Raw genomic sequence first — 16,586 nt, forward strand, 5'->3', positions numbered from 1 at the left:
CAAATGCTTGGTGGCAAGTTGACCTTGGAAGTGACCAAAGTATTGATGAAATAAAAGTCTTTAATAGAACAAATAACTGCTGTACAAATAGATTGGCCAATTTTACAATATATGTAATTGATAGTAATGGCACTATAACGTATTCAGAAACGATAACCGATACTCCTACTCCATTTGTAACCATAGATGTTAATGGTACTTTGGGGCAAGTAGTAAGAATTGAATCAAATCTCACTAATACATTAAACCTTGCAGAAGTTGAGGTATATGGATCCTCTTTAGAATGTGCAGAATTTACGACCATAGAAGCAGAAGATTTTGATAGCATGTCGGGAATAGTAATCGAGTCTACCACCGATTCATCAGGCAACGAACATATTGGCTTTATAAATAATGGAGATTGGTCTATGTTTAGTAATATCGACCTTAGCTGTGCTACTTCAATTACAGCTCGGGTATCTAGTAAAAATTCCGGAGGAAATATCGAAGTAAGACTAGATGGAGTTTCTGGTGAGTTGATTGGTACGATAACTGTGCCAAGTACAAATTCGTGGACCTCATGGACTTCGGTAACTACTACAATCAATGCAGTTCATGGTACTCATGATGTGTATTTAGTATATACCGGAGGTAACCAATATTTATTTAATATAAACACCATCGAATTTTCAAACGAGCTTGCTAAAACAAATCTTGATTTTGATGGTATTTTCGCTGCCTTTCCAAACCCAGTAACAGATATTCTTACGATAAATACTAATAGCTCGAAGACTGCAAAACTTGATATTATTAATTATGCAGGACAAAATGTGTTATCACGAAATATTCAATCAGAAACCCAAACTATTGATCTAAGTAATCTTTCTACTGGTATTTATATTCTTAAAGTTACAGATGAAAAACAAATTCAAACCAAAGAAATAATTAAACAATAAGTTAATAACAAAAAGCACCAAGGTGTAAGTGATTAGATTCAATGCTACTTCATATTGCATGGAGTACGCATTGAATTGATCTCTTTTGATGATCTGGACTCAAGAAGAAAAAATAGCACTAAAGAATATTCGAAAACTGATTTTTTCACTTTACCATCACAGACATTAAACTTTAAGAAAAAGTTTCTAAGAGAGTCTCTGCAATTGCCAGGAGAAAATACCTTACCCTTTTTTGTAAAAGCTATCTGTATCCTGTTAAGTAGACAACATTTTGGATTTTGAGGATAAAATTTATAATTTGACAATTACACTATTAAATGTATTGATTTCAAAAACAATAATGCATCTAATGTATACGAAACCTCATTGTATCCAAGTTACTTTTTAAATTTTGTTACAACAATACTCTTTTTCATCTCGTTGTTATGAGATTTGATGTGAAATAATAAGTTAACAGTTTTTTGATTGTTAATTTTTTTGAGCAAATATCTTTTTACGTTTATTTGTAAATGATTTCTTTGGGTATCTTCTAAAACAGTTAGTGTATGTTTCCTATTTCGAAAGTAAAGTATTTTTTCTTATTCCTTTTGCTCTATGCATGTCAATCTAAGGTAATCACTTTGAATGTTAATGATAGTAGTCTAGCTTTGGTGAATGGAATAATGCTTTATCAAGAGAAACCATATTCAGGAATACTCTTTTCTAAAAATGATACACTTACTATTTACAAAGCAATGTATAAAAACGGAAAGAAGCATGGTAAAGAACAAAAGTTTTTTTACAATGGCGATCTAGCTGAATTAAAATTTTATACCCAAGGAGAAAAGTCTGGAACTCACCAAGCCTGGTGGAACAAAGATCAATTAAAGTCTGAATATCATTACGATAATGCAGGAAAGCATATAGGTGTTCAACATGAATGGTATAGTAATGGGCAACTATTAAAAGAATTTAATTATAATGCCAACGGTGAACAGGAAGGCATGCAAAAGTTATGGGGTTTTTCGGGTAATATCAAAGCTAACTATGAGGTAATACATGGTAAAAGCTATGGATTAGTAGACTCTAAAAGCTGCAAATCATTTACCGATTTTGAATAAAATAAAACACCTAAAAAGTCAAAGGTATTTGAATCTCAAAAAATCGAAAAAACCTCCCATTTTTTGAAAAATTCTCAACGTATAATCAACTTATTTGCTATTCAAAAACTATTTGCTTAAGCAAATTTGTATTGTTTTGGTGCTATACTTTCTCTTCTAAAAAAGCACTTCTTTATTATGTCTAAAATGTACTAGAATCAAACATATCTAAAGAATATGTTAACTACCTTAAAATATTGTTAAATGTATTAATATCAACACAATAAATATTATTTTGAAAGTTATAATATTTTACACAATACAATAAAACCTAAAATTAAATTTATTTACCAACATGAACACAAATACACTAAGGAACAATGCCTTAAGTGGGTTAAACCCCCATTTGAGAAGATTGATTGTGCAATTACTTCTTTGCACAGCTTTATTATTAACACCTCTACAAGCGCTTTTAGCGCATGGTACTGTAACAAGTCCCCCGAGCCGTGTTTGGATTTGCTATCAAGAAAATCCTGAAAGTCCAGATTCTCCTGCCTGTGAAGCAGCTATTATTGGTTGGGGAACACAAGCATTTTATGACTGGAATGAAGTTGCAAGAATGGATGCAGGAGGTAATCACATGGGCATCATTTCAGATGGTAACCTTGCTAGTGCTGGTCGCCCAGACAAATATGGCGGACTTGATCAAGTAAGAGATGATTGGGTATCCACACCTGTTACTCCTGGACCGTTTACAGTAACGTGGACGAATTCGGCGCCTCATCAAACATTATACTACAGAGTATATATTACAAAAGCAGATTGGACACCAGACCAACCATTGACTTGGGATAGCCTAGAACTTCTAGTAGAAACAGATCCTAGAGATGCTTCGGCGACAGATATAATAGATTTAGTATTGCCCGAAAGAACTGGTAAACACGTTCTTTATAGTATTTGGCAACGATCGCTTACTCCCGAAGCTTTTTACTCAACTAGTGACATTGATTTCGGAGAAACCTCAGAACCTAGCCCTCCTGTTGGATCTTTTACAAGTGATAATGGTCGATGTGGTGGTCCAGACGTTGAATTTGATGCATCTGCCTCATATGATCCTAACGGAGATGAATTGACATATACTTGGGATTTTGGAGATGGTACGACTGCAGAAGGAGTTACTGTTTCTCATAGTTATTCTGGTTTAGATAGTGCCACAGTTACATTGACTGTTAGCGATGGACAGTTCAGTACAGGTGTAGTAGAAACAATTAATTTGGTTGTGGATCAAAACTGTGAAGACGTAGTTTGTCCTTTTGATACACCAACTGCAAATCCTCTGCAATCTATAGTAGGATCTTATCAAAATATTTATGTATTAGGCGAAGATGGACCTGATTTAAGTAATCTATTCAAGTTTGATATAAACTGGAATTTGAGTAATCCTGATGGCTTATATCAATTCTCTTTCCACACTTTTAATGGTATTCCTGCTTACTGGAATGATTTACGACCTAATTTAGTACATAGTTTTACTTCTTCTAATCCAGAAGTTACATTTACTAATACTGGTTTTGAAGGATTAGACGGCTCTTACTTTGTTACTATTGATGATGGTAATTTTGTAATGGTTTCTCAAACTGGTGGATTTACAATATATTTTAGTACATCAGAAACAGCTCCTGAGTGTGGTGATACAGGATCAACAAATACTGCTCCGGTAGCCAATTTAAGTGCCACTCCTATCGAAGGAACTACTCCATTAGAGGTAACTTTTGACGCTTCAGGATCTACAGATGCTGATAATGATGCCCTTACATATAGTATTAATTACGGAGATGGAACTTCTGGAACAGGAGTAACTTCAACGCACACATATACAACAGAAGGAGTATATATTGCAACTGTTACAGTTGATGATGGAGAAAGTGGAACAGATACTGCATCCGTTACTATTACAGTTATAGATGATGATAATCCACCAACAAATACCGATCCGATAGCCGATTTAAGTGCTACTCCGATTGAAGGAACTACTCCATTAGAAGTAACCTTTGACGCTTCAGGATCTACAGATGCTGATAATGATACGCTTACGTATAGTATTAACTACGGCGACGGAACTTCTGGAACAGGAGTAACATCTACCCATACATACACTACAGGAGATTACATAGCAACAGTAACTGTGAGTGATGGAAAAGGAGGAACAGATACAGCATCAGTTACTATTACAGTTACAGATGATGATAACCCGCCAAGTGGTGATTGTACTTATGGTACGCCGCTAGCTTCAGCATTGCCAACTACAGGACATACTCCTTATACAAATGTTTATGTATTAGGAACTGGTGGTCCGAACTTAGATAGTGTAACTAAATTTACTGTAAACTGGGACTTAGAAAATAATGGTCTTTACCAATTTTCATTTGATTTAAATACAGGACCATGGTATATGAACTTCTCTAATGCCACACATAATTTCAATCAAGCAAACCCACAGATTTCTCTTGTAGGAACAGGTATTACAGGTTTAGATGGAGATTACTACGCCGCGCTAGACGAAGGAAACTTTGTATTAGTAAGTGATACGTATACGATCTATTTTAGTAATTCTACAACAGCTCCTAATTGTGAAGATGAAGCAAAAACTTTTGAAGAGCTTCCTTTTACTATGTATCCGAATCCAGCAACAACAAGTGTTTCGATACAAAACAAAAAGGACCTTAAGAATTATGTAATTAGTATTATTGACCTTAACGGAAGACAAATAAAATCTATGTCAATCCTAGATAGTACTACGAATATGACTTTTGATATTTCTGAAGTTCCAACGGGATTATACCTAGTAAAAATTTCAGATCTTTCAGGATACACGCGCACTTTAAATTTAATAGTGAAATAAAATCCTGATAGAATATAATTCAAACTAATAAATAAAGGAGAGCAGTCTATCCTACTCTCCTTGTCTAAACAAAAAACAACCTTCTAAATTTTAGAAGGTTGTTTTGGTTTATATAATGTCGTATTCTGAAGTATTACACATTTTACTATAACCAAGCCACACTGCCTATCAAGAGCTATGCTGCGAACAATTATATAGAAAAACCTACGTTCTAAATTTATAACTCAAAAAGTAAATGATTATAACGGTTTTTGAACTTATTACTTTTCACACTAAAAATACTGCTCTAAAGAAAAAGTGGTTACCAATTGCTGTTTCTCTTAGTTTATTTAACCTACAAGCACAAGTAAAGTTAAGAATAGAACCTGGGGTTCTCTTAGAAACAGATTCTGAAAACATAGGTATATTATTGAACATTGAACCCCAAATTAAAAGTTCAAAAAACACGGTTATTGGATTAAGAATAGGAATTGCACTAAATCCTCAAAAATTTGAAATTAATGAGAGTTCCCCGTTTTTTATTGATGATTTAGATGATAATGGAATCATTTCATTTGTACCAACTTTTGATTATTACTTAAATGAAAATGATTATCGCCCTTACATAGGATTGGGTATAGGGTATTATATTTTTAACGATATGGATGTTTCTAACCGAAATGGCACCACAGACCTATTAGAAGGTAGTGTTAATAATCAACTGGGATTACTATTTAGAGGGGGACTTGAATTGGGTACTACAAGATTTGGATTAGAATACAATTTTATCACTCAGGCTGATATTATAATACCAAATGGTGAGGAAATAGGTACTGTTAACAATAGTTATTTGGGCATATCTATTGGGTTTATGCTTGGAGGAAATAAGCACCTCAAAAAATTATGAATTTGATGTATGGCTAGCATGCTTGTACTTATTGACCAAAAATAAATCAAGATATAGTGTTCATCATCATACCAATAGTCTATTATTTAGTATACCAAACCTTTATTCTGAACATGTACCATTTGTTAGCTCCTCTACAGAAGGATTAAAAAAGTTGTCTTCTACCTGAAACCCTGCTGTGAAATCCAAGGACTGTATTAAAGGCAAAATATCACAATAATTCGTTAATGCTCTATTATTTCTTATTTGTAAAGTCGTTCCAACATGGGCTAAGTTTTCTAACCCTTTAAGGTTAGGAATATCGGTATATGAAATCCAAAATTCTCCCGTTACTTCTGTTAAATTCGAAAGAGTAGATAAATCTGAAATTTTTAATTCTTCATCTTCATCTCCTTCTACATCTCCAAATATAGTTAAGTCTCCTTCAATCTTTTCAAAATTATATGCTGTAAAAGTTGCAAGCTCTACGGCCGAATCGATTCTCATATCGCCGTGATATGTATTCTCTGGTATTTCACGGTCACAATCCCCATCACTAACCTCACTTCTACTAGGATTATACCTATTATACTCAGTATACAATATTCCTGTAAAGCTTCCTGAAGTAAATAAAGGTTTTAATCCACAGTAGTTATACAATATATTGTTATTTCTAATCCTAATATCACCTTCTACAGTTGCTACATTAGACAGAGCATCAAGGTTATCTATTTTAGGGCAGCCTGCCATTTCTAACTGATACAAGTAATCTATATTACTAAGACCATTAATATTTTCAAGATTTTCTTGGTTAGAAATTAAACAGATATTTATCGAAGTAATATGAGATAATCCATCAATATTTTCTAATTTTTCATTTCCACGCAAATTAATAACATGGATAATAGACTTTTTAGTTGGGAAAAAATCTAAATTTTCTAATTCAATGTTATTCCACATGGTAACATTTGTTTCTTCTAATTCTATATCTTCTATACCTTCTAAAGAAGTTATAAGCGTGTTATTTATGTTAAGGTTTTTAATTTTCTTTATTTGTTGTAAAGGTAAAAGATTTGTCAAATCATAATAGGTGCCTGTTGGATTACACCAGCCTAAGCATAAATCCCCATTAATAGCTGTATACCCACGCGCAATAAAATCATTAAGTTCTTCCTGGGTGGTTAAGAGAAGATCTTCATCATAGGTAGCACTTACCCCTTTACCAATAATTTCAACATGTAATTGGTTTGTGTTACTATCGTTATTGTAGAGAATCAAATCGCCTAAATATTCTGTCTCTGTATCTGGCGAAAAAGTAATAGTTACATCTTGAGATGCTTCTTTTTGAATACTTCCCGACTCCCAGTTACTTTTATACCCGTTAGGTAATTCTATTCTTGATATTGATAATACCGCATTACCATCATTATGGATACGTATTTCTAATTCTTTACTAACTCCTGTTACAAGATCTCCGAAATTCAAAATTGTAAAATCATCTAAAACTTCAACTCTAATAGATGGTTCGTCAATAAGTACATCATCGTTTGATACTTGGTTATCATCTGAAGAAGTACAATTGGCAAATAAAAGTAATAGAAATCCAAGTACTTGTATATTTTTCATAGGGGCAATTTATAAGGGCACCAAAAGTACTAAATAAAAAAAGAATATCACTTTTATACTTTTTTAAAGAAAACTGTACACATTTCGCTTCATAATCAACTATTCATAAATCCCTTTATTTTATGTGCTATTCTTTTTTTTTATAAGACGAAGGAGTGAATACATGACAATCACATTTGTAATAGACATGCGTTAATTTTCTATATTTACTCATCTTAATGACAAAGTCTTTAAAACATGACCACCGCCAAAGACGATAGTTTTTTATAAGCAAATAAATAATAAACCAAAATTTTGAATATCTTTTTTTTGTTTTTTAAACATACTAACCAACCAGTATTATGAAAATTAAAAAATTACTAATTATAGCTTCTTTTGTTTCATTATCTTCCTGTGCACAGCAGTCTATAGAAGATTTAAAGAAAAAATCAGAAAACGGGGATTTAGAATCTCGTTTTGAATTAGCGCAGATGTATTTGGATTCCTCAGGTTCTCATTATAAAAGGGACAGCGGAATGTTGTTATTAAAAGATCTGGCAGATATAGATCATCCTAAAGCCCAACACTTATATGGTGTTCAATTACTTTCGGGAAAAGACGGGCTTTTACCCCAAAATCAAAAAATGGGTTTTGAATACATTACGAAAAGTTCAGATAACATCTACCCTCCTGCAAAAATTGATAAGGGACTCTGCCACTATTTTGCTTTTCGTAGAAATAATGCAGACGTAATTAAGGGTATCGCAGCCATGGAAAGTGGTTTAAGAAATGAGCTTAAGGACGATAATGGTATGATCTCTCCTCTGTATATAGAAAAAGTACTGAATTTGGCCAAGGAAAATAGTGTTTTACTAAAAAGTCTTGCAACTGAGAAAAAGGAGCAATTTTTAAGAGGATTTTACACTAAAAATACCTTTAATGAAAAAAAGGTTAACCATGCAATGTCCCTATTTGGAAAAAAAGCAAGTAAAGAGTCGGATAAGTTAGGTAATACTACTTTTAAGAAAAATGAAGAAAAGGCTGATCTTATAATGACCTTGATTCAAAACAAGAAATATAAACAGTTGTTCGCATTAGGCGATACAAAATTTAAAGAAAAATATGTTTCGGCAGAAGCTTTTTCAAGATTTTTGGAAAGCATGACCGTCTATTATGGAGATCTCCTTTACCCTATATATTTAGGTAGTTCTAAATCTGAATCTACTTCTATAAAAGATGGAAAAATCACTAAATCATCTAAGGTTTTCTTACGTCTTGGTCTTGATTTTCAAAAAATTAACTGCGAATTAAAACTAGAACTGAAGGGTAATTCTGATCCAGTGATCCTAAGAGGTTTTGACGTAAAAATTAATTCAATTGTGGCAGATGCTATTTTTGATCCAACAATAAATGAAATAGACAGCCTGATATCGGTAGGAAATTATAAACAAATCTATTCCCTATCCTCATCAGAAATAAAATCTTACTATACTGAAGATGATTTTATCTCTGCTCTTTCTGGGTATAACAACGTAAGTTTGAAAGAAAGAAAAATTATAAGTCTTGATATAAATATGGTCGAAGGAACCGTTATCCACTCAGTCTCTTATAAATTAGTCGAATCAAGTATTTATATGAAATTATTGTTTTCCACTTCTTCAGAAAAAGGAAATTATACAATAGAAGGGATTTCATTTTCGAAGGATAAGCTTTAAAAGTTATATTATATTCTTTTTTTTATAAGACGAAGGTGTTGTTCCTACGAACTTTTTGAATGCAGCATTAAATGATGATAGACTACTAAACCCGGTATCATAGGCTATAGATGAAATAGTAAAATCCTTATTTTTTTCATCTAACAAACGTTGTTTTGCTTCCTGAACTCTATAATAATTCACAAAATCATTAAAATTTTGTTTTGCGTATTGATTAATTACTTCAGAAGTCTTTTGTGTGTTTTTACCTACTAATGCGCTTAATTTAGAAAGTGAAACATCTGATTCTAGATATAATTTATCTGTGATTAGTATATTAGATATTTCTTCAAATAAGACGCTATCATTTGCTTTAAACGCTTCTCCATCAATATCAGTTGTCTTTAACTGAAAGGCTTGATAGCTTAAAAAGTAAATCACAACCGAATACATAATAGGTCCTACAATATAGGGTACTGTATCTTCGATTATATTTAAAAAATAGGAGATCCAAATGACCAGAAACCCAATAATTAGAATATATAACCATCTTAATATTGCCTTTTGAGATTTTGTTTGTAAAGAGTCTCGAAACTCATTTTTTACTTTCTGTATTAATTTACTTGAGATAAAAATATAGAAAGCAAAATGTAGGTATATAAAAATAATAATGCTTCCGAATACAATGACAGCCTCTTTATTATTGTTGTCAAACCAATTTTTTGTCACAAAAAAACTTATTATAAAAAGTACTAGAAAAGGAAATAGTTCTAATAAATAAATGTTCTCGACTTTGAAATCAGGACGCGTCATGGCCAAAACGTACCATCTCAATAAGGGACCAATGAGCAATATAAAAGCTAAACCTGCAAAAATAAATATAGGTTCTAGGTCATTACCAAAATTTAACAATACAGATTTTCCTACTCTAAGAGCCATAAATATTAAAATCAAGCTTAATAGAATATTTGCTACTGCTTTTTTCTTTTTAAAAAAACACAAATAGATTGCAAATAGAATACCGTGTAGAAAACCTGCACTGCTAACAATAATGAGAAATATATCTGAAAAATTCAATTAGTTTTTTTTCAAATTTAGTTATATTTTTTCTTTATTCTCTTCACATTTTTTGGCAAAAGAAACGAGGCCAATCATATCATAAAACCCTCCTACTTCACCTTTCATAGCAGCTACGATAGCATGCTTAGCAATTAATTCTCTACTCATGGGTACGTTTTCTTTTAGAAGCATCGTTTTAATGACTTCTTTGGCTTTTTTCTTGCTTTCGGCATGGTATGTTGCGATTACTTTCACTGCATTTTCTTCATTTGTAATTTTTCTAAATTTTGGCATATGCCCCAGCCGTTCAATCATATTTTCTGCAACTGCCCAAGTAGACCATGGATTTTGTCCTGTTATCAAATTTTGATCTTGACTTACTTTTTCTAAGTACATTTCTCCTTCATTAAAATTTCCTCCTTGCTCAATAATCCTATCCTGCAGTAGAAAAGGGAAAATTGATTCAGCATCTGATGTAAGAAGTAGTTCTTCTTTATTGGTAAAACCACTTACTTTTTTATTTTCTAAAAGTCGATGACCATTGTTTAATATTACATTAACCAAAGCTGCTGGTCCATGACAAACGGCTCCAATCACTTTATCAGACTCATAATAATCTCGTATCATAGACTGCATTTTTTTATTATCCGGAAAATCAAACATAGCTCCTTTTCCACCCACAAAAAACACGGCTTGATACTCTTCTGCAATGACATCATCCATAGGAATTGTATTACTTGTTTTGAGTTGAGCAATTTCATCATTTAAAAAAGCATAATCAAAAGGTCCCATATCCTCATCATCAATTACTACAGGAGGTTTTCCTCCTAGTGGGCTTGCAATATCAACCTCAAAACCATTAGCCTGAAATACATAATAAGCACGTGATAACTCTGTAAGCTCATACCCTGTACTTTTATCTGTATTTCCTATTCTATCGGTACTAGTTACTACAGCTAAAACCTTTCCTCTGACCGGTATTATGTTTTCTGACAAATAGGGCAAGTCTACTACTACTGTAGTTTCTAATGTTGGAGATCTATGTGGTAGCAAACCTTTGAACCAAAGTCCAAAAGAAATGAGAACAATAATAAGACTTGTTACAAAGACGAGCGTCCACTTTATAAAACGATATTTTTTAAACATACTATTTCATTTATAATTTATACTGCTAAAGTGCATAAAGAAATGCTCAATAACTGTTTAAATTATAATTCCGTCAGAAGAAAAAACATTCCGTAAGCCTTATTCATAGTGTGGTTGAACACGATTTTTGTGATTCTTCCCTTTATAAAGGCCTTAAAGCTCTCCATTGATTTTTCTTATTAGTTTCAGTATCATAGAACGATGACTAAAGTAAAACGGGAAGGCAGAAATATAATGAAGTAGTCATATTTGTTGTGTAATAAAGTAGTAGATTTTCTATTTTATTAAAAGGGTCTAAATAATTGTGAGGAGTCGTTATTTAAGTAGTTGAAAACAAAAGGTGCTTCAAATCATAAAATTGAAGCACCTTTTTTTAAAGCGTAGTCAAATAGTCCTAAATTCTTATTTAACAATTAATTTTTTCACTACATCTTTACTTCCTTCAGATTGAATTTTTACTACATAAATTCCAGAACTTAACCCTAAGCCTTTAGTAGAAATAGTATTTACTCCAGAATTTAACACAGTTTCATGCTTTTTCTGCCCTAATGTAGTGTATATACTAACCGATATCTTTTGAGTACTTTCTGAATTTACGGTAAGAATAAATCGATCATTTGTTGGATTCGGAGTCATTTTGATAGCACCTATACCTTCATCTTCGGTACCGAAAATAGGTTCCTTTGTATCTAATTGCGCAATAATTTCTTTTGCTGATAAAGATCCGTTACAAGATCCTTCATATACTTTTACATTAGCGAACAAAGAGTTATTACCGCTACCCGCATCATTATCATTAATAAATACAAGCCTATTAGCAGTCCCTGTATAAAAATTCCCTACCGGAATTGTATACGTTGTCGTTCCGCTTCCTGAATAATTATCAAAGTTAGTAACACCATAATCCTGAGTACCATGTACTTCAAAATACAACGTAGACGTTAACGTATTATCACTTTCGAAACCAACACCATGAATTTCACCTTGAGAAGTACTTGTAAACTCAAATTCTAATATGGTATTTTCTGTAATGGTATAGTCAAAAGGAATTTGTTTCCAAGTATTATTTCTTAAGATTAGGCCTGTCCCTCCTCCACTAATTTCGAAAGTACCATCATTATCTTGATTCGAAAACGATGTTATTTGAGTGGTACCAAAATCAACCTGATCACAATCACCCCCAGGATTATCAGTACCATTAGAAATACTCAAAGCATCAATAGCAATATCACCTTGCCAACTACTACCCGAAACAGCATTAATTCTTAATTGTACGCTGGATTGTCCTGCATACTCAGAAAGTGCTATATCTGCTTGGTTCCATCCGGTACCTTGCTCACCGGTTTGACTAAAAATAGACGTCCAGCTTCCGGTATTGTTAATTCTAGCTTCTACAGTTAGGTTTCCTACTGCGCTACCAATCATATGATAACTAAATTGAAGCCTTGGTGTTGTTAATCCGCTTAGGTTAATACAAGGAGAATTTAAGATTCCTCTTTTAGAAGGGAATCCTTGTCCGTTTCCAGAGACTTCTAAATAAATGTAAGAACTACCATCGACAGCATCAGATGGACCAGTGCCTGTAGACGGTGTTCCATTAGAATCAACGGTCCAGTTTAAGTCATCATCAGTAGCTTGTTCCCAATCACCTATATTTCCTTCAAAACTTTGATTATAGGGAAAAGAAGACACATTTCCTAAGCAAACATCATCTACAGGTGGCGAGGATGGATCTATTTCTCCGTCTATATCAAAACGGGAAAAGAAATCCCAAATTTCTTGAGAGGTACTTACATTTCCTCCTATCCAACTATGTCCCTTACCTCCTACTGATATAAACTCTACGGTAACGCCATTGTCTCCATTATCCCATATAGAACGAGTAGAGCCACTACCCAGACTTATGACATCAGGTGAACTATCACCGTTATTGTAATCAGACCAATACTCCATAACATCCTGAATGGACTTACCCAAAAAACCACCTGAAATTGGAATCACACCATCACTGGTTCCTGTAATTTGTAATATAGGAGTTGGATGTACTGGCTGGCATTGACCATTATCTATCCAACTTGCAGTCATACTTCCTGCAACAGAGGCAATAGCCGCAATTCTAGAACTTAACTCGCATGCTAATCTATAACTAAAATAGCCTCCATTAGAGAAACCTGTAGCATAGATACGCTTTTCATTAATATTATAATCTTCCTGAATTTTGTCAATAAGAGCATTAGAGAATCCAAGGTCATCTTCGGAGCCACCAAAACTATTATTTATAGCCCAACCGGCAGAACTTCCCAAACCTTGGGGGGTAGCAAATATAAATTGATTGTCTTCTGCCAATTGCTGAAAATTACTTTGGTTATATTGTATATCAATAGTGTTTGTAAAACCATGGTAATTCAGAATAAGTGGAACTGGGTTATTAGGATTATAACTTTGTGGTACATAAAGACGATATTCCCGTGTTCTTCCGTCAAATTGTAATGTTGTATTAATAACCTGCTGTGCATATGTAGCAATAGTAGTTATTAATGTAAAAAGTAAAAGTAAAATACTTTTTTTTGTGAATGTTCGTTGAGTTTTCATTTGAGTTTGTGTTTTGTTAAGTTTTAAGATTAACTATAATGTGTATTAAACTAATATACCCGTACAATATATCTTACTCTCTTCGGAACAATAAGAAAAAATACGAAATACATAATTATAGATATAAATATAACACAATAATTAAGAATATGTTAATTATGTATTTCTTTTAATGCGATATTTACACTAAAGTATGGGTGGGAGAGTTTTAATAATAATGCTTCTTTTCTTTGCCTTAAATTGAAGTTTTGGAAAAGACGGGTACCAGAGAAATATATCATTCCTTCAAAAAAGAAGTACGAACGATTGAATTAATAATATAGAGGTATAAGCTAATTTGATTTTTTAAATACGTTCTCTAATGAACGATTATTTTCTTAATTTTCTTCTTTCCCATTGTTACATATAAAAAGTTAATTCCTGTAGACAAAGAATTTGTATTTAATTCTATAAATTGATTGGTATTGGTTAATTCAAATGATTTTTTAAATACTGTTTTCCCATTTACGTCTGTGATTCTTACAAAAGCATCATTACCATTAGAACCACATGCTGCTACATCAATTATGATATCATTCCCTTTTATAACGGGATTAGGATATATATGTAAATCACTAGTACTAGTATTTGAATAAAGTGAGTCCCCTATTTTATTGGGCAAGACAATTTTATTTCCTTCCAAAATTACCTTATCCGAGTTATTTAAAGATCCATGTATATTATTAATGTGTCTATGGCAGTCTTTGGTCACAGGTATTGTAGTTCGGTCATGGCTATTTTTTGACGCTATCCGACATTCTTCTTCAATGGGGTGATTTTCTATATAGTTGCTTAATTGTAAATAAGCGGATTTAGTAGTTGTATCAAGTTGCTCATCATTTTTTTTTGAGCTTGTTATTGATTGGTTTATACTCGCGATATTGGTTTCTCCCCAATTATAAGAAGGCGTCCCATACGCTTTTAACTCTATGAGATGTACTGCTGGGTTCAGCGAATTATAAGTCATATTTACTTTAAGAAACCTAGTATTAATATTGTTTAAATCAGCATATATATCACCTATTCTAACAGATAGTGATTCGTCATTTTTATTAATTATTGTGGTCCAATGTATGCCATCCAACGATGTTTGTATGGTATAATTATAATATCTGATACCATCGTAATAAGGAATAATTACAATTTCATTTAAGTTGTATACATCCAGTAGGTCTACTTGCCACCATTGATCAGTAATTGTATGAGGGTTTGCACCCCACCATCTTTCTTTAGAGATATTACCATCTACTACAAATGAACTGGGATGATTGCTATCATTACTAGAAGATGTTGTGGGCTTTCTTAATGCAACATTACGTCTAGGATGTGGATATCGATACGGGCGATAATCAGCAGGTATCTCTAAAAAGTAATCTCGATTTTCTTCTAAAGAAGAACTACATGCATTTACAATACCATTAGTCATATTTGCCCATGGGTACAAGTCATCATTATTAGTATTATTCCATATATAAAGAGATCTAGTTTGATTCGTTCCAGGATATGTACCACATGGGAATCCTTGCGCAGATAAAGCTATTGTGCGTATAATTTTACTATCAATTGCATTATCAAAAATCACTCCATCTCCTCCTCTTATACCAATAGCGGCATATACAAGATTATCACCGGTTTGCGACATGTATGTGTTATTGTATATTTCATAACTACGAGATCCAGCAGGTAAAGATGATTTACCATGAGCATCTGTCATAGCATAATTTTTGGTATCATCAGTATGTGTGACTTGGTTATATCTAAATACATATCTAGAACCTCCGTTAGAAGCAATATGGTGACGATTTCCCGAAAAGAGATTATCTTCTATATATACTGCATTATCGGTTCCTAATTCTAATTCTGGCCATGTACTACCTCCATAAACCACTATGCCATATCCGTAGTTTGCGATAGAAGAATAGAAATTATTAATAAATTCATTAGAGAATATTACACCTTTCTGTCTTTCTGTATATCCTACTGTTATGGCAGCATTGGCAAATTTAGAAAATTTGCACCCCGATACTATAAAGTCTATACAACCATTAAAAAAGCCAACTCCATTTGTATAATTTTTAGTCTCTAATTGTGATGTACTCGGATTGGAAACAAAAAAACCTTCAAATCCAATATCATGTAATTCATTGGGTAATCCATTAGACCCATCAAAAGATATGAGGTAATTAGAGGTTAATTGATTACGCCTTATGATTGTATTGGCACTGCCACTACCTATTAGACTTATTCCTCCGGGTACAGTAAGCGTATTGATACCCCAGTCACTAATTCCTGATGGAATAAATATTTTATCTCCCGAAGAAGCTGCGTTTACTGCTGTTAATACATCATTGTATGATGAGCTATTTGCATAGATATCACCTGCGTTAACATTTTGTATAAAAAATATTAGTAAACAGAATATTGTTACTCTTATAGAAAAACTTAGTGTCATTTTTTCTCTGTTTGTTCTGGGCCATATATACTTTTGTAAGCATGATTCTAATGCTTATTATAATAATTCAAAAATATTTTCAAAAATTAGTAAATTAAATTAGAACACATATTTATAAAAGTTATTTCTTTCTTTAAGAGAAGTTAATTATTTCATCCACATATTTTTTATTGAAATATTTTTTGTTTCTAAGTTCTGATATATTTAATTATTGAATT

The 16,586-nt window shown here is 32.6% G+C and carries 10 protein-coding genes and 1 pseudogene; 5 read left to right on the forward strand and 6 right to left on the reverse strand.

Annotated elements, in window-relative coordinates; all coding sequences use genetic code 11:
• The 4 genes from DZ60_RS0101150 to DZ60_RS0101165 form a co-directional block, all read left to right on the forward strand.
• On the forward strand, positions 1–935 hold a 935-nt coding region (locus DZ60_RS0101150), incomplete at its 5' end, for a carbohydrate-binding protein (protein ID WP_025739756.1).
• Positions 936–1,480: 545 nt separating this feature from the next.
• Positions 1,481–2,035: a toxin-antitoxin system YwqK family antitoxin gene (locus DZ60_RS0101155; protein ID WP_025739758.1), complete on the forward strand. Its 555-nt coding sequence runs from the start codon at positions 1,481–1,483 to the stop codon at positions 2,033–2,035.
• Between the two features lie 334 nt (positions 2,036–2,369).
• Entirely contained in the window at positions 2,370–4,916 is a 2,547-nt protein-coding gene (locus tag DZ60_RS25040) for a PKD domain-containing protein (protein ID WP_025739759.1), read from the forward strand.
• Between the two features lie 235 nt (positions 4,917–5,151).
• Positions 5,152–5,802 carry a porin family protein gene (locus tag DZ60_RS0101165; protein ID WP_025739761.1) on the forward strand — a complete coding sequence of 217 codons (651 nt, stop codon included), beginning with the start codon at positions 5,152–5,154 and terminating at the stop codon, positions 5,800–5,802.
• Positions 5,803–5,904: 102 nt separating this feature from the next.
• On the opposite strand, the gene DZ60_RS0101170 is transcribed toward DZ60_RS0101165, so the two are convergent.
• Both DZ60_RS0101170 and DZ60_RS25825 read right to left on the reverse strand, forming a co-directional pair.
• Positions 5,905–7,407: a hypothetical protein gene (locus DZ60_RS0101170; RefSeq protein WP_025739762.1), complete on the reverse strand. Its 1,503-nt coding sequence runs from the start codon at positions 7,405–7,407 to the stop codon at positions 5,905–5,907.
• Between the two features lie 151 nt (positions 7,408–7,558).
• A pseudogene (locus DZ60_RS25825) lies at positions 7,559–7,621 on the reverse strand (IS200/IS605 family transposase); the annotation flags it as partial.
• Between the two features lie 127 nt (positions 7,622–7,748).
• On the opposite strand from DZ60_RS25825, the gene DZ60_RS0101175 reads away from it, so the two are divergent.
• A complete protein-coding gene (locus DZ60_RS0101175; RefSeq protein WP_025739764.1) occupies positions 7,749–9,101 on the forward strand; it encodes an SEL1-like repeat protein in 1,353 nt (450 codons plus the stop codon).
• 3 nt (positions 9,102–9,104) lie between these two features.
• On the opposite strand, the gene DZ60_RS0101180 is transcribed toward DZ60_RS0101175, so the two are convergent.
• From DZ60_RS0101180 to DZ60_RS0101195, 4 genes are all read right to left on the reverse strand, one after another.
• Positions 9,105–10,157 carry a helix-turn-helix domain-containing protein gene (locus DZ60_RS0101180; protein WP_025739765.1) on the reverse strand — a complete coding sequence of 351 codons (1,053 nt, stop codon included), beginning with the start codon at positions 10,155–10,157 and terminating at the stop codon, positions 9,105–9,107.
• 21 nt (positions 10,158–10,178) lie between these two features.
• Positions 10,179–11,285, reverse strand: coding sequence for a type 1 glutamine amidotransferase domain-containing protein (locus DZ60_RS0101185; protein WP_025739767.1), 1,107 nt, complete (start codon positions 11,283–11,285; stop codon positions 10,179–10,181).
• Between the two features lie 402 nt (positions 11,286–11,687).
• Positions 11,688–13,877, reverse strand: coding sequence for a T9SS type A sorting domain-containing protein (locus tag DZ60_RS23910; protein ID WP_025739769.1), 2,190 nt, complete (start codon positions 13,875–13,877; stop codon positions 11,688–11,690).
• A gap of 358 nt (positions 13,878–14,235) precedes the next feature.
• Entirely contained in the window at positions 14,236–16,368 is a 2,133-nt protein-coding gene (locus DZ60_RS0101195) for a discoidin domain-containing protein (protein WP_025739771.1), read from the reverse strand.
• Positions 16,369–16,586 lie beyond the last annotated feature (218 nt).

The organism is Aquimarina pacifica (assembly GCF_000520955.1).
Taxonomy (GTDB): domain Bacteria; phylum Bacteroidota; class Bacteroidia; order Flavobacteriales; family Flavobacteriaceae; genus Aquimarina; species Aquimarina pacifica.